At 62.6% G+C, this 22,352-nt stretch carries 24 protein-coding genes; 15 read left to right on the top strand and 9 right to left on the bottom strand.

What is annotated here, in order from left to right; all coding sequences use genetic code 11:
• Nucleotides 1-130: 130 nt before the first annotated feature.
• Genes ABID19_RS05695 through ABID19_RS05685 form a run of 3 tightly spaced genes read left to right on the top strand, consistent with a single transcriptional unit; the run spans nucleotide 131 to nucleotide 3,462 of the window.
• The gene (locus ABID19_RS05695; protein ID WP_354488712.1) at nucleotides 131-1,141 is read left to right on the top strand and encodes a sugar-binding transcriptional regulator; all 1,011 of its coding nucleotides are present in this window, start codon (nucleotides 131-133) and stop codon (nucleotides 1,139-1,141) included.
• Nucleotides 1,142-1,181: 40 nt separating this feature from the next.
• Entirely contained in the window at nucleotides 1,182-2,393 is a 1,212-nt protein-coding gene (locus ABID19_RS05690; RefSeq protein ID WP_354488710.1) for an acyl-CoA dehydrogenase family protein, read from the top strand.
• Nucleotides 2,394-2,424: 31 nt separating this feature from the next.
• Nucleotides 2,425-3,462 (top strand): phosphotransferase family protein, encoded by a 1,038-nt coding sequence (locus tag ABID19_RS05685; RefSeq protein WP_354488709.1) that lies wholly within the window; start codon nucleotides 2,425-2,427, stop codon nucleotides 3,460-3,462.
• A gap of 57 nt (nucleotides 3,463-3,519) precedes the next feature.
• On the opposite strand, the gene ABID19_RS05680 is transcribed toward ABID19_RS05685, so the two are convergent.
• Nucleotides 3,520-3,834, bottom strand: a complete 315-nt coding sequence (locus tag ABID19_RS05680) for a hypothetical protein (RefSeq protein ID WP_435528690.1) — start codon at nucleotides 3,832-3,834, stop codon at nucleotides 3,520-3,522.
• 138 nt (nucleotides 3,835-3,972) lie between these two features.
• Here ABID19_RS05680 and ABID19_RS05675 point away from each other — a divergent pair, with 138 nt between their 5' ends.
• The 11 genes from ABID19_RS05675 (at nucleotide 3,973) to ABID19_RS05625 (ending at nucleotide 14,062) form a co-directional block, all read left to right on the top strand.
• Nucleotides 3,973-5,193 (top strand): helix-turn-helix domain-containing protein, encoded by a 1,221-nt coding sequence (locus tag ABID19_RS05675; protein ID WP_354488707.1) that lies wholly within the window; start codon nucleotides 3,973-3,975, stop codon nucleotides 5,191-5,193.
• Between the two features lie 9 nt (nucleotides 5,194-5,202).
• The gene (locus ABID19_RS05670) at nucleotides 5,203-5,850 is read left to right on the top strand and encodes a Vgb family protein (protein WP_352935749.1); all 648 of its coding nucleotides are present in this window, start codon (nucleotides 5,203-5,205) and stop codon (nucleotides 5,848-5,850) included.
• A 385-nt stretch (nucleotides 5,851-6,235) separates the two neighbouring features.
• Complete coding sequence (locus ABID19_RS05665; RefSeq protein WP_354488705.1) at nucleotides 6,236-6,952, top strand: GntR family transcriptional regulator; 717 nt, start codon at nucleotides 6,236-6,238, stop codon at nucleotides 6,950-6,952.
• Nucleotides 6,952-8,046, top strand: a complete 1,095-nt coding sequence (locus ABID19_RS05660; protein WP_127205677.1) for an LLM class flavin-dependent oxidoreductase — start codon at nucleotides 6,952-6,954, stop codon at nucleotides 8,044-8,046. The genes ABID19_RS05665 and ABID19_RS05660 overlap by 1 nt, the downstream gene beginning before the upstream one ends.
• On the top strand, nucleotides 8,046-8,591 hold the full coding sequence (locus tag ABID19_RS05655) for a flavin reductase family protein (RefSeq protein ID WP_354488703.1): 546 nt from the start codon (nucleotides 8,046-8,048) through the stop codon (nucleotides 8,589-8,591). The genes ABID19_RS05660 and ABID19_RS05655 overlap by 1 nt, the downstream gene beginning before the upstream one ends.
• A 127-nt stretch (nucleotides 8,592-8,718) precedes the next feature.
• Entirely contained in the window at nucleotides 8,719-9,660 is a 942-nt protein-coding gene (gene dctP / locus ABID19_RS05650; protein WP_354488701.1) for a TRAP transporter substrate-binding protein DctP, read from the top strand.
• 57 nt (nucleotides 9,661-9,717) lie between these two features.
• Nucleotides 9,718-10,230: a TRAP transporter small permease gene (locus tag ABID19_RS05645; RefSeq protein WP_354488699.1), complete on the top strand. Its 513-nt coding sequence runs from the start codon at nucleotides 9,718-9,720 to the stop codon at nucleotides 10,228-10,230.
• Nucleotides 10,231-10,233: 3 nt separating this feature from the next.
• A complete protein-coding gene (locus ABID19_RS05640; protein WP_127289457.1) occupies nucleotides 10,234-11,544 on the top strand; it encodes a TRAP transporter large permease in 1,311 nt (436 codons plus the stop codon).
• Nucleotides 11,545-11,570: 26 nt separating this feature from the next.
• On the top strand, nucleotides 11,571-12,269 hold the full coding sequence (locus tag ABID19_RS05635) for a hypothetical protein (RefSeq protein ID WP_354488697.1): 699 nt from the start codon (nucleotides 11,571-11,573) through the stop codon (nucleotides 12,267-12,269).
• Between the two features lie 65 nt (nucleotides 12,270-12,334).
• On the top strand, nucleotides 12,335-13,090 hold the full coding sequence (locus ABID19_RS05630) for an HpcH/HpaI aldolase family protein (protein WP_354488695.1): 756 nt from the start codon (nucleotides 12,335-12,337) through the stop codon (nucleotides 13,088-13,090).
• A 15-nt stretch (nucleotides 13,091-13,105) separates the two neighbouring features.
• The gene (locus ABID19_RS05625) at nucleotides 13,106-14,062 is read left to right on the top strand and encodes a C-terminal binding protein (RefSeq protein ID WP_354488693.1); all 957 of its coding nucleotides are present in this window, start codon (nucleotides 13,106-13,108) and stop codon (nucleotides 14,060-14,062) included.
• A 21-nt stretch (nucleotides 14,063-14,083) separates the two neighbouring features.
• Here the strand turns inward: ABID19_RS05625 and ABID19_RS05620 are convergent, their stop codons facing one another.
• From ABID19_RS05620 to ABID19_RS05585, 8 genes are all read right to left on the bottom strand, one after another.
• Nucleotides 14,084-14,542 (bottom strand): MaoC/PaaZ C-terminal domain-containing protein, encoded by a 459-nt coding sequence (locus tag ABID19_RS05620; protein ID WP_354488691.1) that lies wholly within the window; start codon nucleotides 14,540-14,542, stop codon nucleotides 14,084-14,086.
• Between the two features lies 1 nt (nucleotide 14,543).
• Nucleotides 14,544-15,620, bottom strand: coding sequence for a Gfo/Idh/MocA family protein (locus tag ABID19_RS05615; RefSeq protein WP_354488689.1), 1,077 nt, complete (start codon nucleotides 15,618-15,620; stop codon nucleotides 14,544-14,546).
• On the bottom strand, nucleotides 15,613-15,942 hold the full coding sequence (locus ABID19_RS05610; RefSeq protein WP_354488687.1) for an L-rhamnose mutarotase: 330 nt from the start codon (nucleotides 15,940-15,942) through the stop codon (nucleotides 15,613-15,615). Before ABID19_RS05610 ends, ABID19_RS05615 begins: the two co-directional genes overlap by 8 nt.
• Nucleotides 15,943-15,952: 10 nt before the next feature.
• Nucleotides 15,953-17,065, bottom strand: a complete 1,113-nt coding sequence (locus ABID19_RS05605; RefSeq protein ID WP_354488686.1) for a mandelate racemase/muconate lactonizing enzyme family protein — start codon at nucleotides 17,063-17,065, stop codon at nucleotides 15,953-15,955.
• Between the two features lie 4 nt (nucleotides 17,066-17,069).
• Nucleotides 17,070-18,167 (bottom strand): ABC transporter ATP-binding protein, encoded by a 1,098-nt coding sequence (locus ABID19_RS05600; protein WP_354488684.1) that lies wholly within the window; start codon nucleotides 18,165-18,167, stop codon nucleotides 17,070-17,072.
• A gap of 1 nt (nucleotide 18,168) precedes the next feature.
• On the bottom strand, nucleotides 18,169-19,035 hold the full coding sequence (locus ABID19_RS05595) for a carbohydrate ABC transporter permease (protein WP_354488682.1): 867 nt from the start codon (nucleotides 19,033-19,035) through the stop codon (nucleotides 18,169-18,171).
• 2 nt (nucleotides 19,036-19,037) lie between these two features.
• Nucleotides 19,038-19,934 (bottom strand): carbohydrate ABC transporter permease, encoded by an 897-nt coding sequence (locus ABID19_RS05590; protein WP_354488680.1) that lies wholly within the window; start codon nucleotides 19,932-19,934, stop codon nucleotides 19,038-19,040.
• Nucleotides 19,935-20,078: 144 nt separating this feature from the next.
• Nucleotides 20,079-21,398, bottom strand: a complete 1,320-nt coding sequence (locus ABID19_RS05585) for a type 2 periplasmic-binding domain-containing protein (RefSeq protein WP_354488678.1) — start codon at nucleotides 21,396-21,398, stop codon at nucleotides 20,079-20,081.
• A gap of 161 nt (nucleotides 21,399-21,559) precedes the next feature.
• Between ABID19_RS05585 and ABID19_RS05580 the strand changes: the two genes are divergently transcribed.
• A complete protein-coding gene (locus ABID19_RS05580) occupies nucleotides 21,560-22,345 on the top strand; it encodes an IclR family transcriptional regulator (RefSeq protein ID WP_354488676.1) in 786 nt (261 codons plus the stop codon).
• Nucleotides 22,346-22,352 lie beyond the last annotated feature (7 nt).

Raw genomic sequence — 22,352 nt, 5'->3', positions numbered from 1 at the left:
CCGCTTCTCCATTCGCGCTGAGTAGCCGAATGTCCTAGATATGAATTGACCGAATTACAAAAGTCAAGTGAACTTACATTTGTAACAGAGCGGACGTAGCAGACCTACGTTGTAACAAGGAGGATGAGGAGTGGCCGAAGGCGACGAGGAGCTGATGGTGCGCGCCGCGTGGTTCTACTATGTGGGCGGGCTCAACCAGGAAACGACCGCGGCGCGCCTCGGACTGACTCGCGCACGGGTCAACAAGATGCTGTCCGAGGCACGCGAAAGCGGTCTCGTCAGCATCTCCATCGACCACCAGCGCATCGGTCTGCTGCCGGTCGAGACCCAGTTGCGCGATCGCTATGGTCTCGACTTTTGCATCGCGACGCCGGCTTTCGGCTTTGCGGCTGACGAGTTGGGCGAGCCCGAAGTGCGCAAGCAGATCGCTTTTCGCGCAGTCGGCGTGGCTGCGGCGAACTACTTGAAGGCGCTTCTGTCGGAAACCGAGACGGCAACGGTCGGCACCGGATGGGGCCGCACCATCGAGCAGATGACATTGCAGCTTGCCGGCGTAAGGGCGCCGAAGGCCCGCTTCATCTCGATTATGGGCTCGCTAACGGCAAACAACGCCTACAATCCTTTCGAGGTGGTGCACGCACTGGCGCGCCGGACCGGTGGCGACGGGTTCTTCCTGCCCGTGCCTTTCATTGCCGACAGCGTGGAAGACAAAAAGGTGCTGGTTTCGCAGCGAACCGTCGTGGAGGCGCTGAAGATCGCCCGTGGCGCGGACGTCTGCATCATCAGCGCCGGCGAGTTGACGGAGGATTCCCTGTTGCGCAGGCAAGGCATGCTTTCCACCGCCGAGCTTGAGAGCCTGCATGCCTGCGGGGCTGTGGGCGACACGAATGGCGTGTTCTTCGATCGGCATGGCCGGCAGGTTGATCACGAATTGAATCAGCGCACGATCGCCTTGAACTTCGACGATCTTGCCGCGCTGCGTGTCATACTTCTGATTGCCGGCAGCCAAAAGGTCGACGCGGCACACGCCTTGCTGCTGAGCGGTATCGTAAACGGGTTGATAATTGACGGCGATTCAGCCGAAATCCTGAATGCCGGAGACCGACCAGGCCGAAAACGAGATGTCGGTGGTGAAGGTTGAAAGAGTTTGAGGAGGCAGCGTTTCACCGCTGGGAGTTTCCATGAATTTCGACATTCCCGCCCGCACCGAAGATTACCGCGTCCGCATTGCCGACTTTGTCGAGCGTGAGATCCTGCCGCTCGAGGCCGACAAGACGTCCTATGACGCGCATGGAAATATTGCCTTGCCGCTGCTGGAGGGGCTTCGCGCCAAGGCGCGGATGGCGGGCCTGTGGTGCCTGCAACTCAAGCTGGAAAGCGGTGGCGCCGGTCTCGGCAAGATGGACATGGCCGTCTGCTACGAGGAGATGAACCGGTCGATCTTCGGACCCGTGGTGTTCAATTCGGCAGCGCCCGACGATGGCAATATGATGGTTCTGGAGGCGCTCGGCACGTCAGCACAAAAGGAAAAATGGCTGAAGCCGATCGTCGAGGGCAAGGTGCGCTCGGCCTTTGCCATGACCGAACCGCACCCCGGCGGCGGCTCGGACCCTTCGATGATCATGACGCGTGCCGAGCGGCGCGGCGACAAATATGTGGTGACCGGCCGCAAATGGTTCATCACCGGCGCGGAGGAGGCCAGCCATTTCATTTTGATCGCGCGAACCTCGGACGACCCGCGCCATGGTCTGTCGGCCCTGATGTTCCATAAGGACCAGCCGGGCTGGCGCATCACGCGCCGCATCGAGATCATGGGCCCGGAGGAGCATGGCGGGCATTGCGAGCTGGACTTCGATGGGCTCGAAATCCCTGTCGAAGACATGCTGGCCGGCGAGGGCAGGGGCATGAAGGTGACGCAGGTGCGGCTCGGCCCGGCGCGACTTACCCATTGCATGCGATGGCTCGGATTGTCCAAGCGCTGCGTCGAGATCGCGCGCGCCTACGCCGCCGAGCGCTACGGTTTCGGCCAGCGCCTCGCCGACCGCGAAAGCGTCCAGCTGAAGCTCGGCGACCTCGCCATGCGCATCGAGATCGGCCGCATCCTGGTGATGAAGGCTGCGTGGGAGCTGGACCGCGGCGGCTTTGCCCGCAAGGAAGTATCGATGGCCAAGGTCCAGGTCGCCAATGTGCTGCATGACGCAGCCGATGTGGCGATCCAGATCAATGGCGCGCGTGGCTATTCCAGGGACACGGTGCTCGAATGGATCTACCGCTATGCTCGCCAGGCGCGGCTGGTCGACGGTGCCGATGAGGTCCACAAGATGGTGCTGAACCGTTTCCTCAACGAGGAAGAGAAGGGCTTCTGGCGCTGGACTGTCGAAGGCGAGGCATAAGCGACGCGCGGTGGCGTCTCAGGAGGAAAAGATGGCGCAGCCGTTGAATGCGGATTTCGATCCTGCTGCATTGAAGGCTTTTCTCTCGAACCGCTTCGGCGACGCCGCAATGACGCTCGAGCGGATTGGCGGCGGACAGTCCAACCCTACCTACTTCGTCGATTATGGTGCGCATCGCATGGTGCTGCGCAAGAAGCCGGCCGGGCCGATCCTGCGCGGGGCGCATGCCGTCGATCGCGAGTTCCGCGTGCTTGAAGCGCTCGCACCGACCAACGTCCCGGTGCCCAGGCCGGTGCTCTATCTCAACGGTGTCGAGCCGCTCGGCACGCCCTTCTACCTGATGGAGCGGCTGGATGGTCGCGTCTTCCACGACTGTTCGCTGCCCGGCCTTTCGCCGGCGGAGCGACGCGGCGTCTATTTTGGCATGGCCGAAGCGATGGCCAAATTGCATGCTGTCCGTCCCGACGAGGTCGGTCTCGGCGACTACGGCCGGCCCGGCAACTATTTCGAGCGCCAGATTGGCCGCTGGACCAAGCAGCTCAGGGAGTCGCCGAGCGACAGAATTCCGGCACTCGAAGCGGTCGCCGACTGGCTGCCGCAGCATCTGCCCGCGGATGATGGGCGCGTGTCGATCGCCCATGGCGACTTCCGCCTCGGAAATCTGCTGTTCCATCCCGGCAAGCCGGAGGTGATCGGCATTCTCGATTGGGAGCTGTCGACGATCGGCCATCCGCTCGCCGATCTCGGCTTTTGCTCGATGGCCTGGCATTCGACCCCGGACGAATATGGCGGCATCCTCGGCCTCGATCATGCTGCACTCGGCATCCCGAGCCAGCGCGAATTCCTCGACTATTATTTCGCGCATGCCGTGCCCACTGCGCCCCTGGAACGCTTCCACCTGGTTTTTTCGCTGTTCCGTTTCGCGGTGATCTTTGTCGGCATCGCCGACCGGGCGCGGGCAGGCAGCGCGGCGTCGGCCGATGCCGCCAGCAAATGGCCTCTCGCCGGCCGCTTTGCCGTACGTGCCCAAGAGATCATCCAAGGAGCAAGACCGTGGAGCGCGGTCTGAGGGGAGCGTTCACGCCTGGTCCCACTCAATCCACCCGAGAGGCTCGCGAATGCCGGATCACGACCGGCTGGCCGCACTTCGCCGGCTGGCGACCAGCTTCAGCCAAGGCGCCAAATGGAAGGCGCTCATCAGCAAGTACATCATGACCATTCCGCTCAACGGCGACGCATCTTGCGCGGCCGAGCAGATCATGCCCGCATCACCGGTAACGGCCGTCAGCAGCGCCATGATCGCGAAGGTCGGCGCGGCCGCCAGCGATAACCAATCGCTGGCGCCGAGCGCGGCCGTGTTGTCGCTGCCGGCACAGGCACCCGCAGTTTCATGCCGAGCAGCAATCATCGTGCCGGACCTCCCGGGGAAATCGCCTGTCATCGCTGTTCTCCTTCGTGTCCCGCATCGTTCGCATCATATCGATACGCACCGTTTCGATATGGCGCGCTGGCTGTCGGTCTTGAGATAGACTAGGACCTGAGATCGAATGGTGAGAGTTACAACTGTGACGGGATTCCGATGGATTCGCTGATCACCGCTGCGGCGCGTGCACTGGCGACGGGTGATCCGCTCGGGGCCTTGAAGCGGGTCGCCCTGCGTGACGATGCTCCGGCGCTTGCGCTGCGTGGTATCGCGATGGCGCAGCTCGGCGATCTCGTTCGAGCAAAGGCTCTCCTCAAAAGTGCTGCGCGCGCCTTCGGTCCGAAAGCGGCTGTGGCCCGCGCCAGGTGCGTGGTTGCCGAAGCCGAGATCGCACTCGTCTCGCGCGACCTCGGCTGGCCGGCGAAGGCACTCGACGCCGCCAGATCGACGCTTGAAAAGCACGGCGATCGCGTCAACGCCGCGCATGCGCTCAACCTCGAGGTTCGCCGCCTGCTCCTGATCGGACGCCTCGACGAGGCCGAGCGCAGGCTTGCCGGGTTCGACCCTACACCGCTCCCACCCGCGTCGAGGGCAGCCCACGAGATGGTGGTTGCGGGGATCGCGATCCGCCGCCTCCAGACCAAAGCGGCGCGCGCGGCGCTCGCTCGCGCCGAGCATGCCGCGCGCGAGGCGGACATCCCGGCGCTGACGGCAGAAGTCGAAAGTGCATCCCTCGTGATGAACACGCCCGCGGCGCGCCTGATCGCGCGTGGCGAGGAGCGCCCGCTCCTGCTTGAGGAGGTCGAAGCGCTGCTCGCGTCGGGCGCGTTTGTCGTGGACGCCTGCCGCAATATCGTGCGGGACGCCGGCATGGTGGTCTCGCTCGCGACGCGCCCGGTCTTGTTCGCGCTTGCCCGCGCGCTGGGCGAAGCCTGGCCCGCAGACGTGCCGAGGAGCACGCTCGTCGCCCGCGCGTTCGGCGGCAAGCATGCCGATGAATCGCATCGCGCACGGCTGCGGGTCGAAATCGGTCGGCTGCGCGGGGAGCTGCGGCCGCTGGCGGACCTTAGCGCGACCAAGCGAGGCTTTGCGCTGAAGCCGCGCCGCGCAGGCGATGTCGCCGTGCTGGCGCCACCGGTCGACGAGCAGCATGCGACGGTGCTCGCTTTCCTTGCCGACGGCGAGTCGTGGTCGAGTTCGGCGCTCGCAATTGCGCTCGGAGCCTCCTCGCGCACCGTGCAGCGATCGCTCGAGCAGCTTGCCGCCGCAGGCAAGGTGCAGTCGTTCGGCCGCGGGCGAGCGCGCCGCTGGATGACCCCACCCGTGCCGGGTTTCCCGACAATCTTGTTACTCCCCGGCTCACTGTCGGGCTACTAGGATAGAACCATGAAACGATCTGCAGCCGAAATCCTCCGCGAATATGGACCCTTCCCGGGCGCCGACCAGGTGGCTGGGGTTACGTACGACGGTCAGCACGTCTGGTTTGCGTCGGGAGACAGGCTGAACGCCTTCGACCCCGCGAACGGCGAGGCGGTACGCTCGATCGACGTCGCCGCCCACGCAGGAACGGCCTTCGACGGTCAGCACCTGTTCCAGATCGCCGAAGACCGCATCCAGAAGATCGATCCGAAGACCGGCCAAGTGCTGGCCACGATCCCGGCGCCTGGTGGCGGCGGCGACTCGGGACTCGCCTGGGCCGAAGGGACACTTTGGGTGGGGCAGAATCGCGGTCGCAAAATCCATCAGATCGACCCCCAGACAGGGGCAGTTCTTCGCACAATCGATTCAAACCGTGTCGTTACCGGCGTCACCTGGATCGACGGCGAACTTTGGCACGGCACCTGGGAAGGTGACGAGAGCGACATCAGGCGGATAGATCCTGAAACGGGAAAGGTCCTGGAGAAGCTCGATATGCCGCCTGGAACAGGCGTTTCGGGGCTCGAATCCGATGGCGGCGATCAGTTTTTCTGCGGCGGTGGAAACAGCGGCAAGGTGAGAGCCGTCCGCCGGCCCAGGCCAGGCTCCGGCTCCTAAATCCCGATCGGCTCAACGAGCAGAGTAACCGAAGCGCCCTCGCGGGTGCGCTTCGACGAACCGTCTGCTGGGAACCGTCAGCATCGGTTGGCCACGATATGGCCGACTCGATCGCGGGAGCCCTTTTCCCAGCCGATTGCCTGTCACCGCGCCTCTGCTTTTCATCGCGCCAGCGCCGTTCCGCCGCCGTCACCGGTCCGCCAGATCAAAACAGTATACATTATAGACTTAAAATATCTTGCCAGGCGGTCCAGCCTATGCTCAACTTGTGCCGGACATAGGGCTGACAGGTCGAATCCAGCCGAGATAAGGCTGCATTTCAAAAGGCGCGACCGCGGGAACACAGCCGTAACCATATACGAAATCTTCGCATGGGAAGGCGTGGATGGCGGAGCCGATAGAGTTCAAACAGGTTGGCGAGGGCAATCTGCGTGCCCAAGTCTATCAGCAGGTCCGCCTGACCATACAGCGCGGCGAACTGGCGCCTGGCCAGAAGCTCGTCGATGTCGATATTGCCGCCCAGCTCGGCATCTCCAGGATGCCCGTCCGCGACGCGTTGATGCAATTGGTGCATGAAGGCTATCTCGTCGGCACGACGCGCGGCTTCACACTGCCCACACTTACTGCGACGGATATCGCCAACATTTTCGAGGTCCGCCGCCTGCTCGAACCAAGGGCCGCAGCGCACGCCGCACGCACACTTGACGCCGCTGGCCTCAAGACGCTGGCAGCCGCACTTCAGGAGGCAGAGGCGGCGGCCGTTGCCGGCGATGCCGCCCGCTTTTTCCAGGCCAATTCGGCATTCAGGAATTGCTGGCTCGGCGCCGTCGAGAACGACCGCCTTTCGCAAACGATTGCCCGCTTCGCCGACCACGTCCTCGTCGTCCGGTTGAAGACGCTGTCGCACCAACCGACGCAGGCCGTCATCGTTGCCGGCATGCGCGCCATCTACGAGGCGTTCGTCAAGCGCGACGCCGTCGCGGCTTACGACCGCATGACCCACTTCATCCAGAACGCCGAGGAGCGTTTCATGAAGCTGAGCCCAACGTTGCAGCAGTTCGACGACGAAGCTGTAGGCATCCCGCGGCAGGGAAAATCATGATCAGAAAGCAGCATCCGCTAAAAGGGCCGAACAGGTTCAAGCTCGGCGTCTTCTCGATGAACGCCGATGGCGGGCTGGCAATGACCACCGTTCCCGAGCGCTGGCGTGCCCGCTGGGAAGACAACCTCAATTCTGCCTGCATCGCCGATCGGGCCGGCCTGGAGTTTCTGCTGCCGATCGCCCGTTGGCGCGGCTTCGGCGGTTTGACGCATGTGCGGGAGTGGTCGTTCGAGACTTTCACCTGGGCGGCGGGTCTCGCCGTCGCGACGGAGAACATCGGTCTGTTCATGACGGTGCATGTGCCGCTGGTTCATCCCCTGCAGGCTGCAAAAGCGCTGGCGACGGTCGACCACATCTCCAACGGGCGTGCCGGCTTGAACATTGTCTGCGGCTGGAACCCGGACGAGTTCGCCATGTTCGGGCAGACGGTCGGCGATCGGACCTACGATCAGGCCGAGGAATGGATCAACATCATCGAGCGTGCCTACCAATCCAGGGAGCCGTTCGACTTCGGCGGCGAGTTCTATGATCTGAAGGGGGTTGTCAGCCGTCCGCCAAGCCTGCAGGCGCCGCGCCCGGTGACCATGAACGCCGCTTTCGGCGCGCCGGGGCGCAACTATGCGGCGCGCCATTGCGACTATTTGTTTTCGACATTTTCCGAAATTGCCGATGGCCGTGCCCATGTCGTCGATATCACCAACCGCGCCGCGGAGGTCGGACGCGAAGTCGGAGTCTACACGGTCTGCCACGTCGTCTGCCGGGAGACCCAGCAGGAAGCCGAGGATTATTACCGGCACTACGCGCTTGAATGCGCGGACGAAGGTGCGGTCGACGAGCATATGCGCAAGAAGAAGGAATTCGCGAATTCGCATGACGCGAAAGCCTTCACCGAATATCGGCAAAGGTTCGCCGGCGGTGCGGGAACGTTTCCGCTGATCGGCACACCGGAAAAGATCGTCGACGATCTCACTAAGATTATGGACCAGGGCTATTCCGGCGCCGCCCTCACATTCGTCAATTACACCTACGAATTGCCCTTCTTCTGTGACCGCGTGCTGCCGCTGATGCGCCAGGCCGGGCTTCGCGTAAATTGATGCCGGCGGCCGCCATTTCGACGCCATGGGCGCATGGGCACGACGCCATCAATCCACGCGCCTTCAAGCAGGCGATGCGGGCCGTGGCGGGGTCTGTCGCGATCCTCGCGTCGGAGCATGACGAGATCGGCTTTTGCGGCATCACGGCGACGGCCGTCTGCTCATTCAGCGCCGAGCCGCCTTCGCTGCTGGCCTGCGTCAACCGCAGCAGCACCTTTGCCTCGGCCATTCGCGAAGGCGTGCCCTTTTCCGTCAATCTTCCGGCCGGCGACCAGGAGAATGTCGCGCGCGCCTTTGGCGGCATGACCAAGGCCAAGGGCGTGGCGCGGTTCTCGTCCGGATCATGGGTGCGCGGCGAAACCGGCGCGCCTTTGCTTGTCGGCGCGCGGGCAATGTTCGAATGCCGGGTGGCCGAACTCATCGTGCGGGCGTCGCATATGATCGTCATCGGCATCGTCTCGGGCGTCGCGCTGGATCGCGCTGACCGATCGCCGGTCTTCTACGCGCATGGACGGTTCCTGACAGTAGGAGATGATGCCAACTGACTGCCACGTGGCAGCGCAGCGATTGCAATTTCAGATCGGCCCGATCGCGGGCCCAACATAAGCGAAGTGATCTATCAGAGGGAGTACGGCAATGCGCATTTGGAAGTCCCTTGTTCTGGCTGCACTTATGTCTGTCGTAGCGGGTATCGCCACGGCCGAAGAGGTTGTCCTCAATGCTGTGCATTTTACGCCGACGCAGAATGGCTACGCACAGAGTTTCCTGAAGTTCGTTCAGAAGGTGAACGAAAAGGGCAAGGGCGTGGTTCAGATCAATGTGCGTGGCGGGCCGGAGGTCGTTCCGCCGATTCAGCAGGGTGCGGCGCTCAAGAGCGGCCTGATCGATATGATCGACACGCCGGCAGGTCAGTTCCTGGAGCTCGTTCCCGAAGGCGAGGTTTTCTCCGCATCGACGAAGACGCCCTGGGAAGTTCGCGAGAATGGCGGCTGGGATTTCATCAGCGGAATTTTCGAGAAGAAGGCCAATGCCCATCTGCTGGCCCATGTCGACGCCGGCTCGGGCTTCAACATCTTCACCATCGACGAGCCAAAGCTCAACGATGAAGGCAGCATCGACTGGGCCAGCCTAAAGATCCGCTCGTCGCCGCTCTATCGTGATTTCCTTGAATCCTTGGGCGCAACCGTCATCGTGCAAGCGCCTGGAGACGTCTACACCTCGCTCGAGCGCGGCGTCGTCAATGCCAACGCCTACACGGTGTTTGGCTATGCGTCCTTCGGCTGGGACAAATTCACCAAATACCGCATCGACCCGCAATTCTTCAAAACCGATGTGCTGGTCTCGATCAACAAGACGAAATGGGACACGCTGTCGCCCGAGGCGCAGAAGCTGCTTGCCGATACGGCCGTCGAATACGAGCGAGAGAGCTACGACGCCAATCTTGCCGAGTCTGAGAAGCAGGCGCAGGCGATGATAGACGGCGGGCAGAAGGTGGTCAGCTTGACCGGCGCCGGCCGCGACAAATTCCTGGCGGCTGCCACGCAGGCGAGCTGGGCAAGAATGACCGAACGCGATCCCAGCAACATCGAGCAGTTGAAGAAATTCTTTCAGTAGCCCGAGCTGAGGGCGCCCTCGTGCGTCCCTGTCAAAGCTGGCATGAGGCCATCAGGAATGGACAGTTTGTTTGCAGCGATCGGGAAGTTGAGCCTTGCGCTGGCGGCGGCGGCAAAGGTGGTGCTTGGTCTGATCATCGTCGCAGTGGTCGCCGATGTGTGCGTCCGCAACCTGGGTCTGAGACCGCTTGCCTGGGCGGTGTCTGCGACGGAATATGGTCTGCTCTACGCGGCATTTCTGCCGATGCCCTGGCTGGTCCACAGCAAGGGCCATGTCTTCGTCGAGTTCCTGCGCAAGGCGCTGCCTGCACGGGCCCGGGCTGTGCTTGAAAAGCTGGTCTATCTCGCCTGCATCGGCGTCTGCCTCTACCTTGGCAGCGTCGCACTCACTTCGCTGATAAGCGCCGTGTCGGGCGGCGAATATGAGACGCGCAGCTTCGACATGCCGAAATGGCTGGTCTTTCTGCCCATTACGCTCGCCTTCTATCTCTCGGCGCTGGAATGGCTCAGATACTTGCTCGGCTATGACACGCTGTACACGCTCGACCCTCTGGAAATGGAAGGGCTCTGATCGATGGCCTGGCTGTTTCCATTCGCCGTGCTCGTCGGCGCCATCCTTGTGCTGATGGGCCTTGGGCTGCCGGTCGCCTTCGCGTTCTTCGTCACCAATGTGATCGGGCTGTATTTGTTCTTCGGCGGCTCGATCGGCGTGACACAGATGATCGCCAACTTCTCGGACGCCGTCTCGACCTATGCGCTTGCGCCGCTGCCGATGTTTCTTGTCATGGGCAGCCTGTTCTTCCGCTCCGGCCTCGGCGAGAAGGTCATCTACGCGCTCGACCTGTGCATCGGCAATCTGCGGGGACGTCTTGCCTATGTCGTGCTCGCCGCCGGCACGATCTTTTCGGCGCTGTCAGGCTCGAGCCTCGCCAATACCGGCATGATGGGCTCGCTGATGGTTCCCGAGATGCTGAAGCGGGGCTATAAGCCGCACATGGCCTACGGACCGGTGCTTGGTGCCGGAAGCCTTGCGGTCATCATCCCGCCATCCTCGCTGGCTGTCTTGCTCGGCTCGCTGGCCCAGATCGACGTTGGCGCGCTGCTCATAGCAGGGGCTCTGCCTGGGCTGCTTCTCGTCGTCATGTACGCGATGTTGATCTTCGCACAGACGAAGATCGACCCTGACGCCGCTCCGCACTATCCGGTGCCCGCCGTTCGTGCGGCCGAGAAGGTGAGGGCGGTTGCCGTCAACATCATTCCGATGAGCGTCATCGTGTTCATGGTGGTCGGCACGATCATCCTTGGAATAGCGACGCCGACGGAGTCGGCGGGGCTCGGATGTGCCGCCGTCTTCGCGTTGTTGTTTGTCTATCGAAGGTTCAGCTGGTCGGTTGTCTGGAAGTCGCTGGACGATGCGATGAAGGTCACGGGCATGACCTTCCTGATCATCTCGGCTTCGACGACGTTCTCGCAGATATTCGCCTTCTCCGGCGCGTCGAACGGCTTTATCCAGTTCATCGTGGGCTACGATCTTGGACCGTATTCCATGCTGCTCATGATGGTGCTCGTCATCCTGCTGCTCGGCATGTTCATGGATCAGGTCTCTATGATGCTGATCACGCTGCCGATCTTCCTGCCGATCGCCCAGCAATTCGGGTACGATCCCGTGTGGTTCGGGCTGATCCTGCTGCTCGCCTACGAAGTCGGCTTCACCACGCCGCCCTTTGGTCTGCTGCTGTTCATTATGATCGGCGTTGCACCGAAAGGCACGTCGCTCAAAACGGTCGCCATGTCTGCGGCGCCATACATCGCGCTGACGCTTCTGCTGATCCTGTTGATTGTCCTCTTTCCGCAGATCGCCCTCTTCCTTCCGAATTTGATCTAGCCGAACTCGATCCAGCAGGTGTCCACATGCGCTTTGCCTATCTCGCTTTCTTCCATGACGACCTCCCGGCAAGCCTGGCCATCGCCTGTGAAGACGTTGACGCGGTGCGGCGCGTAATCGCGACAACGCCGGGTCTTGCGCTTGCAAACATCTATCTGCCCGAAGTGGCGACGGACATGTTCAACAAGGATGGGCCGCCGCCGGTCTTTGGCTTCCAGCTCTATTTCGACGAGCTGGCGGACATGGAGGCGGCGCTCGCGCCGTCCGGCCATCTGCAGGCGCTCACCGCACCGGATGTGCTGTCGAGCATCGCCGGTTCGAGGCCAACGCAGCAGGCAATGTGCGTGCGTCCGTTCCCCGTCGATGACGCTGGCCTGAAGACGTCTGGACTGCCCTGCAGCTATCTTGTCCACTACCCCGGGCCGGCCGAAGACATGAATGCCTGGCTCTACCACTATGTGACGCATCATCCGCAATTGATGCGGGGCTTCCCCGGCATTCGCCACATCGAGGTTCTGTCGCGGCTCGATTGGTGCGGCTCGCTGCCCTGGCCGCGGGTCGACCATATGCAGCGCAACCGGGTCATGTTCGACAGTCCTGCGGCGCTGACGCACGCACTGCAATCGCCGGCGCGGCTGGAGATGCGCGCCGACTACAAGACCTTCCCGCCGTTTTCAGGCGGCAGCCTGCACTTTCCGATGTCGACGGAAGCCGTGCATCCTTAACCGCGGACCACCGCCAAGTAAGCGCGAACTGTTTTCGCCGACGCCGAAAAATCTCTGGAGATTTCATGTACGACTTTCGGAAAAAATGTGTCTCTCTCGATCGCCTCATCGGTACCTTCTGCGCCATCCCGCATCCGGTGGCGGTCGAAGTGGCGGCTGCAAGCGGGGTCGATTTCCTGTGCATCGACTGGGAGCATTCGCAGATTGGCCGCGAGCGGCTTGAGGATCTGGTCCGCGCCGCCGATGTCCACAAGGTTCCCGCGATGGTGCGTGTGCCGGGCCACACGCCGGAGTGGATCGCGGCCGCGCTCGACGCCGGTGCGTCAGGCGTCCTGGTGCCGCGCGTCTCGACGGCCGAGCAAGCGCGCATGGCGGTCATGGCCTGCCGTCACCCGCCTGTCGGCGCGCGCGGTGTCGGCCCAGGTCGCGCCGCTGGTTATGGGTACAGGATTCCAGATTACCTCAAGTCGGCCAACGATGTCCTGACGGTCGCCATCCAGGTCGAGACGGCCGAAGGCCTCGCCAACATCGACGACATTGTCCAGGTCGACGGCGTCGACGTGATCTTCATTGGCCCCGGCGACCTGTCGGTCTCGATCGACGCCATGGGGCCAGCCGGCCAGGACAAGCTCAATGCCGCGATCATCAGGATCGCGGCCGCAGCGCGCGCGGCCCACAAGGCCGTCGGCATCTTCCGTCCCTCGGCGGATGATGTCGGCAAATGGTCGAAGCACGGCATCAGCTTCTACATGCTGGCCAGCGACACCATGTTTCTCGGCGCCGGCCTTGCCGCCGGTGCGGCCTCCGCGCGCAGCGCCTGATAGCAAGAGATTGGCATGAAGATAATCAAGACCGACGGCGTGTTATCAGTCGAGGCAGAGCAACTGCGCTACCTCGACGGCTTGAACGCCGAGTTTATCGAAAAGACGCTCCTTACCGAGGATGCTCTGATCGAACAGTGCCGCGAGGCCGATGCATTGATGGTATTGCGGGAGCCGATCACGGCCCGCGTGCTGGCCGAACTGAAGAACCTCAAGGTCATCGGGCGGTTCGGCGTAGGCCTAGACTCGATCGACGTCGAAGCCGCCAGTCGTGCCGGTGTTCAGGTCACCTATGTGCCGGACGCCAATCTGGTGGAGGTCAGCACGCATGCGATGGCGCTGATCCTTGCCCTGACGCGCAGGCTGAAACAGTTTGACAGCGCAGTTCGCGCCGGCCGCTGGGCTGCAATGGCTGACGGCGCCGGCATCACGCGGCCGGACAGGCAGGTTCTCGGCCTGATCGGCTTCGGCCAGATCGGACGCCTGACCGCCGAGCGGGCGCGGGCGTTCGGCTATCATATCATCGCCTACGACCCGCATATGCCGGCAGAGCGCATAACGGCCGGTGGTGCTGAGCCGGTTGGTTTCGACGAGCTGCTTGCCAGGGCCGACATCGTCTCACTGCATGTTCCCGCAACACCGGAAACCAGAAACATCCTATCGGCCGAAGCCCTGTCGCGCATGAAGGAAGGGGCGATACTCATCAACGTGTCCCGTGGCGGCCTCGTCGACGAAGTCGCGCTGGCGGATTTGATCCGGCGCCGCCATTTGGCCGGCGCCGGCATCGACACATTCGAGCAGGAGCCGCCTTCGCCCGACAATCCGCTGCTGGCGCTGGACGCCGTGCTGGTCAGTCCACACGCGGCTCACTACTCGACCCAGTCTTACGCCGAGGTCCGCAACAAGGTGTTTGCCGATGTCGCATTGGTCCTGCGCGGCGGCAAGCCGGTCTATCCGGTCAACCGGGTGTGACTGCTCGCGGCAGCAAATAGGTTAGCCCCGCTTGGGCTTGTCGCGGCGCTCGACGATGTAGATGTGATCGGCCGCCAGGACCACGTCACCATGCTGGTTGATCACCTCGCAGCGCTCGATAACACGGCCGCAATCCGGCCGCTTCGGGTCGTCTTCCCTAGCCGAGATGGTGGTGCGGGTCTTGATCGTATCGCCGATGAACACCGGCTTGATGAAGCGCAACCTGTCATAGCCATAGGAGAAGGCGACCGGGTTGATGACGCTTGCCGTCAGTCCAACGCCGACCGAAAAGACCAGCGTGCCATGGGCGATGCGCTGGCCGAAAGGCGTCGTCTTCATGAACTCGGCGTCCATATGATGGGGAAAGAAATCGCCGGTATGGCCGGCATGGACGACGAAGTCGGTCTCGGTGATGGTGCGCCCGCTGGTCATGCGCGACGAGCCGATCTGGTAGTCTTCAAAGTAAAGCGTCTGCTCCATGTCAGGGCCTCGCCGCGATCGGTGTTGCCGGCGCCGCGCTCGATCGGTAAGCGGCCTCGACCAGCGCCATGGTGTTCCAGCCGTCCTCAACGGAACTGACCAGTTCGGCGTCTTCACCGCAAGCGTAGCGCTGGACATTGGCCATGCGGCCGACAAAGGCGTCCGGAAACCATTCGCCGACGAGCGGCACCGTAACCCAGTCGGAGCCGCCTTTCGGATAGATTTCAAGAATATCAGGCTCGCCGCGCGGATAGTCGAGATTGAGCCCGAGTTTGAGGTAGGCGGCGCCCTCTGTGCCGCAGATGCGGAACTCGCACGCTTGGTGTTTTCGGCCAAATTTGTGGTCATGATTGATCGACAGCGCACAGCGCACCGTATCGCCATAGTCGAGGATCGCGCTGGTGCGGGTTTGCGCAACCTTGTGGCCGGGATGACCGAGCGTCTTGGCGTGAACGCCCCGGGGATCGCCGAGCAATTGCCGGATCAGGTCGAGATAATGGATCGAATGCATGGCGATCTCGACGCGCGGCGCCTTGAGCAGAAACTCCCAGAGTTGCCAGGGCGTTGCCAGCGCCAGCCAGGCGTCGAAATCGACCACCTCGCCAAGCCAGCCCTTGGCGATCGCATCCTTCAGCGCCAGCATCATCGGCGCGAAACGGAGCTGGAAATTCACCGCAGCCTTCAGATCTTTGGAGCGGGAGATTTCAAGGATTTCGGTGGCCTCGGTAAGATCGCCGCCCATCGGCTTCTGGATCAGCGCCACGGCCCCGTCAGGCAACGCCCTGAGCACGCCGGCATGATGAACCGGCGGCGTCGCCAGATCGAAGACGACGTCCCCGTTCACCGCCGCTTCCTCGACCGACCGGTAAGCCGTGACGCCCCATTTTTCCGCGAGGTTTTTCGCCTTGGCGTGGTCGGGATCGAAAAGCCCGGCGACCGGAAACCCGGCTTTCGCATAGGCCGGGAAATGCGCATCGCCGACGATCGAGCCGGCGCCGAAAATCACGATCGGCCTCGGCTTCGACGGCTGCGCCCAGGACTGGGAGAGCGACGTAGGGTTGAAAACGCCGTCAGTCATGATGGAAGACTTCGTCCATCGAGGCCCACCATTCGCCGTCCTTGCGTGTCGGCAGCGGCTCCTGGCAAGGCATGCACAGCGCCCACCATTCCTGCGTCTTGGGATCCGCGGCCATCTTCGCCATGTCGGCGGCATAATCGGTGCCGTGATATTCGAAAGTACTGAACAGCAGGTGCTCCGGCTCCTTGAGGTAGATGGAATAGTTCCTGATGTTGCAGGCGGAGATCATGGCCAGCACATCGGGCCAGACGGCTGCGTGAAGCCGCACATACTCGGCGACCTTTTCCGGCTTGAGGCCGAGCACCATTCCCATCCGCTGCATGTCCGGCTCCCTATTTCGTTATGTCGGTCGTGAATTCCGCAATGCTCTTCGCTTTTACCGCGTCCCAATCCCAGTCGATGCCGATGCCGGGCTCGTTCGGCGCCAATGCGTACCCGTTCTCGATGCGCATTTTCTTGCCGGTCAGATCGTCAAGCTGGGGAATATACTCGACATATCGGCCGTTCTGAACCGCGCAGGTCAGGCTGACATGCAGTTCCATCAGGAAATGCGGGCAGACTGGGATGTCGAACGCCTCGGCCGCATGCGCCACCTTCAGCCAGGGCGTGATGCCGCCGATGCGGCCGACATCGACCTGCACGATCGAGCAGCCGCCTTTTTGCATATATTCGCGGAAATGCCGGATCGAATAGAGCGACTCGCCGATGGCGATCGGCGTCGACGTCGCATTCGACAGCCGCACATGGCCGTCTATGTCGTCTGCCGGCAGCGGCTCCTCGATCCAGGCGAGGTCGAGGTCGCGCAGCCGCTCCGCCCGGCGGATCGCCTCGTCGACCGAAAAGCCCTGATTGCAGTCGGTCATGATCTCGTAAGCATCGCCGACTGCTTGGCGCACCGCACTAAGCCTAGCAAGATCCTCGGAGCCGTGCGGCCTGCCGATCTTGACCTTGGAGCCGCGAAAACCCTTTGCCTTGGCGGCCAGCGCGTCCTCGACCAGCGCCTCGGTCTCGATATGCAGCCAGCCGCCTTCGGTCGTGTAGAGCGGACAGCGGTTCTTGGCGCCGCCGGCGAGCTGCCACAGCGGCAGGTTTTGCTTCTTCGCCCTGAGATCCCACAGGGCGGTATCGATGGCCGCCAGCGCCATGGCAGTGATGGCGCCGATCGTCGTAGCGTGGGTGGCGAATTCGAGCTCGTGCCAGATCGCCTCGATCATGTCGGCGTCGCGGCCGATCAGCCGCGGTGCAAGATGGTCGGACAACAGCCGCATCACCGAGGAGCCGCCGGTGCCGATCGTGTAGCTGTAGCCGGTGCCGACCGCACCGTCGGCGTCGGTGATTGTGACGATCGGCGTTTCCTGGCTGACGAAACTCTGGATCGCATCGGTGCGCTTGACCTTCGGCACCAGGTCGACCATGCGCAGTTCGACTTTCTCGATCTTGGCCATGATATCAACCTCGCAATGTCTTGCCGGTATCGGCAGAGAACAGATGGGCCTGCGACAGGTCCAGGCTCATTTTCACCCGGTCGCCAGCCTTCAGCGGTTTTGGATTGAGCATGCGCGATACCCAGTCGCTGCCGTTGAATTCGGCGAACACCAGCGTTTCGTTGCCGAGCGGCTCGGTGACGGTCACCGGCAGTTCCAACTGATGCACATCGGCATCTTCACCGGAGCTGATGCCGTGTCCCGTTGGATAGATATCGTCGGGCCTCAAGCCGAACACCACCTTGTCGCCGGTTTTGACATTGGCCTTGAACTGGCTGGGCAGGGGCAGCCTCTCGCCGCTGGCGAACAGCAATTGTCCGTCGTCGATTGTTGCCTCGTGCAAATTCATCGGCGGCGAGCCGATAAAGCCGGCAACGAAGCGCGTCTGCGGCCGGCGAAAGACCTCGTCTGGCGTGCCGACCTGCTCGATGAAGCCGTCGCGCATGATGACGATGCGGTCGGCGAGCGTCATCGCTTCGACCTGGTCATGGGTGACGTAGATCACCGTCGACTGGACCTTGGCGTGCAGCTTCTTGATCTCGGTGCGCATCTGCGTCCGAAGCTTGGCATCGAGATTGGACAGCGGCTCGTCGAACAGGAAGACGTCGGGATCGCGCACGATGGCGCGACCCATGGCGACGCGCTGGCGCTGTCCGCCCGACAGCTGCGACGGCCGGCGGTCGAGCAGTTGGTCGAGACCGAGAATACCCGATGCCTCGGCGACGCGGCGGTCCATTTCTTCTTTCGCGGCCCCCGCGATCTTCAGCGAGAAGCCGAGGTTCTCGCGCACGGTCATGTGCGGGTAGAGCGCATAGGATTGGAACACCATCGAGATGTTGCGCGAGCGCGGCGGCAGGTCGTTGACCATGCGGCCGCCGATCTCGATCAGCCCGTCGCTGATGTCCTCGAGGCCGGCGATCATGCGTAGGGTTGTCGACTTGCCGCAGCCGGACGGCCCGACCAGCGCGATGAACTCGCGGTCGGCGACTTCGAGGTCGATGCCGTGCACCACGGCCACCGGGCCGTAGCTCTTGGTGAGTTTCTTCAGGGATACGGTTGCCATGTCAGCCTTTCACCGCGCCGGAGGTGAGGCCGCCGACGAGGTGTTTCTGGACGATGAAGGTAAGCGTGAGTGCCGGTATGATCATAACCACGGCCAGCGCGCACATGCCGCGCCAGTCGATGGTGAATTCGGCCGTATAGTCGAGCAGGCCGACCGGCAGCGTCTGGGAGTTGATCGAGCGCGTCAGCTGCGAGGCCAGCGCGAATTCGTTCCACGAGGTGAGGAAGGCAAAGATGCCGGCTGAGGCGATGCCGGGCCCGGCGAGCGGGAACTCGACCTGCCAGAAAGCTTGCCAGCGCGTGCAGCCGTCGATCTGTGCGGCCTCGGCGAGGTCCTTCGGCACCTGGCGGAAAAAGCCGTCGATCAGCCAGATGGTGAAGGGCACATTGAGTGCGACATAGACCAGGATCAGCCCGAAATGCGTGTCGATGATGCCGAGCCGCGCAAAGACGAAGAACAGCGGCAGCGACAGCGCGATGCCGGGCACTGTGCGCGTCAGCATCAGGCCGAGGAACATCGCCGACTTGGCGCGGAAGCGATAGCGGGCAAAAGCATAGCCGCCGGCCATGCCGATGGCGATGGCGATCACCGTCGAGGTCACCGAGATGATCAGCGAATTGCGGAAATAGTCGAAGACCGGGATGCCGCCCTTGCCGACGCCGCTGAACATGGCGACGTAGGCGTCGAGCGAAAGCTCCTGCGGGATCCACACCGGCGGCTTGGCCATGATCTCAACGGTCGGCCGCAGCGATGACAGCACGATCCAGATGCCGGGCAGGCAGATGACCAGCATGGCCAGGAACAGCCCGATGCCGTGAGCGATGCCGAGCGCCTTGTTGCGGACGCGATGCAGGTTGTTTTGGTCCATCCTCACCACTCCGCCGCGATCTGCGTGCGCGCCGCGGCGAGCTTGCGGTAGAAATAAACGGTGAACAGGATCGACAGCAGAATCGAGAAATAGGCCATGGCGTTGGCCATGCCCATCCTGGCGTCGCTGTAGGCGGTGCGGGCGACGAGCGTCCAGACGAGTTCGGTGCGGCCGGCGGGACCGCCGTCGGTCATGATCTTGACGATGTCATAGGCGCGCGCGACGTCGAGCGAGCGGATGGTCATGGCGATGAAAGCAAACGGCATGATGAAAGGCCAGGTGACATAACGAAATGTCTGCCACGGCGTACAGCCGTCGACGCGGGCTGCCTCGACCGGCTCGCGCGGCATCGCTAGCAATCCGGCAAGGATCAGGATCGCAAACACCGAAGTCGACGACCAGATTTCGGCGGTGAGGATGGCGATGAAGGCGAGATTGCCGTCGATCAGCCACGGAATGGCGCGGTCGGTCAGGCCGAGCGCCTGCAAGGCGTTGTTCACCAGGCCGATATTGTCGTTGAACATGAATTTGAACTGGAAGCCGACCAGGATCGGCGAAAACATCATCGGGAACATCATGATGGTGCGCAGGACCCGCTGTCCGCGCGACGCCTTCTCAACCAGCAGCGCCAGCCCTAGCCCGATCAGCATTTCCAGATTGAGCGCCACCGTCAGCAGCACCACGGTGCGGGCGAAGGCGATCCAGAAATCCCCGTTGCTCAGGATGTTGACGTAATTGCGCGCGCCGATGAAGACCCAGAGTGTCTCCGGCTTGGTCAGCCGGAACGGCGTGAAGCTGGAGTAGAGCGAAAGCAGCAGCGGCAAGACCACCACCGCCGCCAGCACGATGACCGCCGGAAGCAGCAGCAGCAATGGCGGCGAGGGTCTCCAGCCTTTCATGTCGATCCGGTTCTGGTTGGTGCCCGGACACCGAAGGCCGTCATCGGCGAGCTCGGATCAAGACAAAGCGTGTTGCGCATGGTCGGTCTAGAAACGGTTCGGGGGCGCCGCTCTTCGATAAGCGCAGCGCCCCCGTGGGAGATGTCAAAGCTTGCCGGCGTCTTCGAGGATCTGGGTGGCTTTGGCGGCAGCGTCGTCCAGAGCCTGCTTGGAGGTCTTGTCGCCGAGGATGGCCGCCTGCAACTCGGGATAGACGGCGTTGGAGATTTCGATCCATTCAGGCGTCTGCGGCACGGCGAAAGCGTGCTTGGCCTGTTCCTGGAAAGCCGCAAGCACTTCCGTCTTGTAAGGATCGCCGGCCGCTTGCTGGATGTCCCAATCCCACACCGCGGTGCGGGTCGGCAGCGGTCCGCTTGCCGCTTCAAGCTTCTGACTGTCCTCGTTGGTCAGGAACCAGACCAAAGATGCCGCAGCTTCCTTGCTGGCACAGTTTTCGGTGACCGAAAACCCGTGATGCCCCGACCAGCCGGTGCGAATGCCGGCCGAACCCTTCGGCGCCACCTTCACCCCGACATTGCCGGCGACCTTCGACGATTTCGGATCGTTGAAGAACCCTGCCCAGCCCGGCCAGTCGAGATTGATGGCGACGGTGCCCGAGGCAAAGCCCTGGCCGAGATCGTCCCAGAGATAATTGGTGGTGCCGGCCGGCACCGCCTTGGCCTTGTAGAGATTGACGAACCAGTCGAGCGCCTGCACGCCGGCCTCCGAGTTGAAGGCGGGCTTGCCGTCCTTGTCGAGATATTCGCCGCCGTCGGCGATGAGCATCTCGTAGAAGCGGCCGTTGATCGCCTCTTCCTTGCCGGCGAACTGGGTGCCGTAGAAATCCGGCGGGCTGGCGAAGAATTCCGCCTGCTGGGCAACCTCGTCCCAGGTGTCGGGCGGCACCAGTTCGGTACCGTACTTGGCCTTGTAGGCGGTCTTCTTGGCTTCGTCCTGGTAGAGGCTCTTCTGGTAGTAGAGCGCCGAGACGTCGAACTGCGCGCGCGGCAGCATCACCAGCTTTCCGTCGAGCGTCGATGCCTTGATCGTCGACGGCACGAAGGCGCCTACCTCGTCCTTGGGCAGCAGCGCGTTGAGATCGGTGTAGATGTCAGGATATTGCGGCGCGAAGGACGAATGGTTCGAGCCGACGCACCAGTTGATGCTGCCGGACGCGATGTCCGACTTGATTTCCTTGTCGAGCTCGAAGTGGTTCTTCTTCGAGATCACGTTGACCTTGGCGCCGGTCAGCTTTTCCCATTCGCCGATGCGCCCGTAGAGCCCTTCATATTGCTGGCCGCCGATCAGCTTGGCGTCGATGGTGACGCCGTCGAACTTGCCTGGCAGTTCGGCAGCAAAAGCAGCGCCCGCATCAAGCGCAAGCAGCGCCACGCCGGCCGATAGGCCGTAAAACAATCTGGTCATTTGGTTCCTCCCAAAAGCCTGTGTCGGCGAACTCGTATCGATCCGACTGCAGCGCTTCATTCATATACAAACAAAACATTTATGCAGCCGTCAAGTTGAAAGTTCTTTCCGGATGCTGCCTTTGTGCGTATATGAAAGCCGAAATTCACTGGGGAGCGAATATGGCGGAGGACGAGGACGATGACCGATATCGTGCCCCAGCGCTGGACAAGGGGCTCGACATTCTCGAGCTTCTGGCCGGCGTCGACGGCGGCTTGACGCAAGCGGAAATCGCCAAGAAGCTCGACCGCAGCCCCAACGAGTTCTACCGCATGCTGGACCGGCTGGTGCGACGAGGCTACGTCACGCGGCCCGACGGCGATCGTTATTCGCTGACGCTCAAGCTGTTTGGCCTGGCGCAGCTGCACGCGCCGGTGCGACGGCTGGTTTCCTACGCGACGCCGCTGATGCGCGAGCTTGCCGAAACCTCGCAGCAGGCAAACCAGCTTGTCGTCTTCGATCGTGGTTCCGCCGTGGTGATCGCGCAGCAGGAAGCCCCTGATTACTGGGGCATCTCGATCCGCGTCGGCTCCCATATCAGCCTGTTCGACACCGGCTCCGGACATGTGCTGCTGGCCTTCCGCTCGCCGGAAGAGCGGCAGATGATGATCTCCGAATATCTGCGCAGCACCGACAGGCCGCCTCAGTCACCGGAGTTCTTTGCCCGCCTCGACCAAGTCCGCGAGCGCGGCTATGAGATGATGGCGTCGCTGCAGACCGCCGGCGTGTTCAATCTGACGGCACCCGTTCTTGGCTCTGACGGCAGGGCAATCGCGGCGCTGTCGATCCCCTATATAACACTGGTCAATGCCCCCAAGGCGCCCGACATTACCAGGACAATCGAATTGCTGCGGGCGGCGAGCGAAAAGCTCTCGCAACTGGCGGGATCGGCCGTCAGCTCGAAGTGAATTCTTA

Source organism: Mesorhizobium robiniae, from assembly GCF_040545535.1.
Lineage (GTDB): Bacteria > Pseudomonadota > Alphaproteobacteria > Rhizobiales > Rhizobiaceae > Mesorhizobium > Mesorhizobium robiniae.
This window is presented reverse-complemented; position numbering and strand designations above follow the sequence as displayed.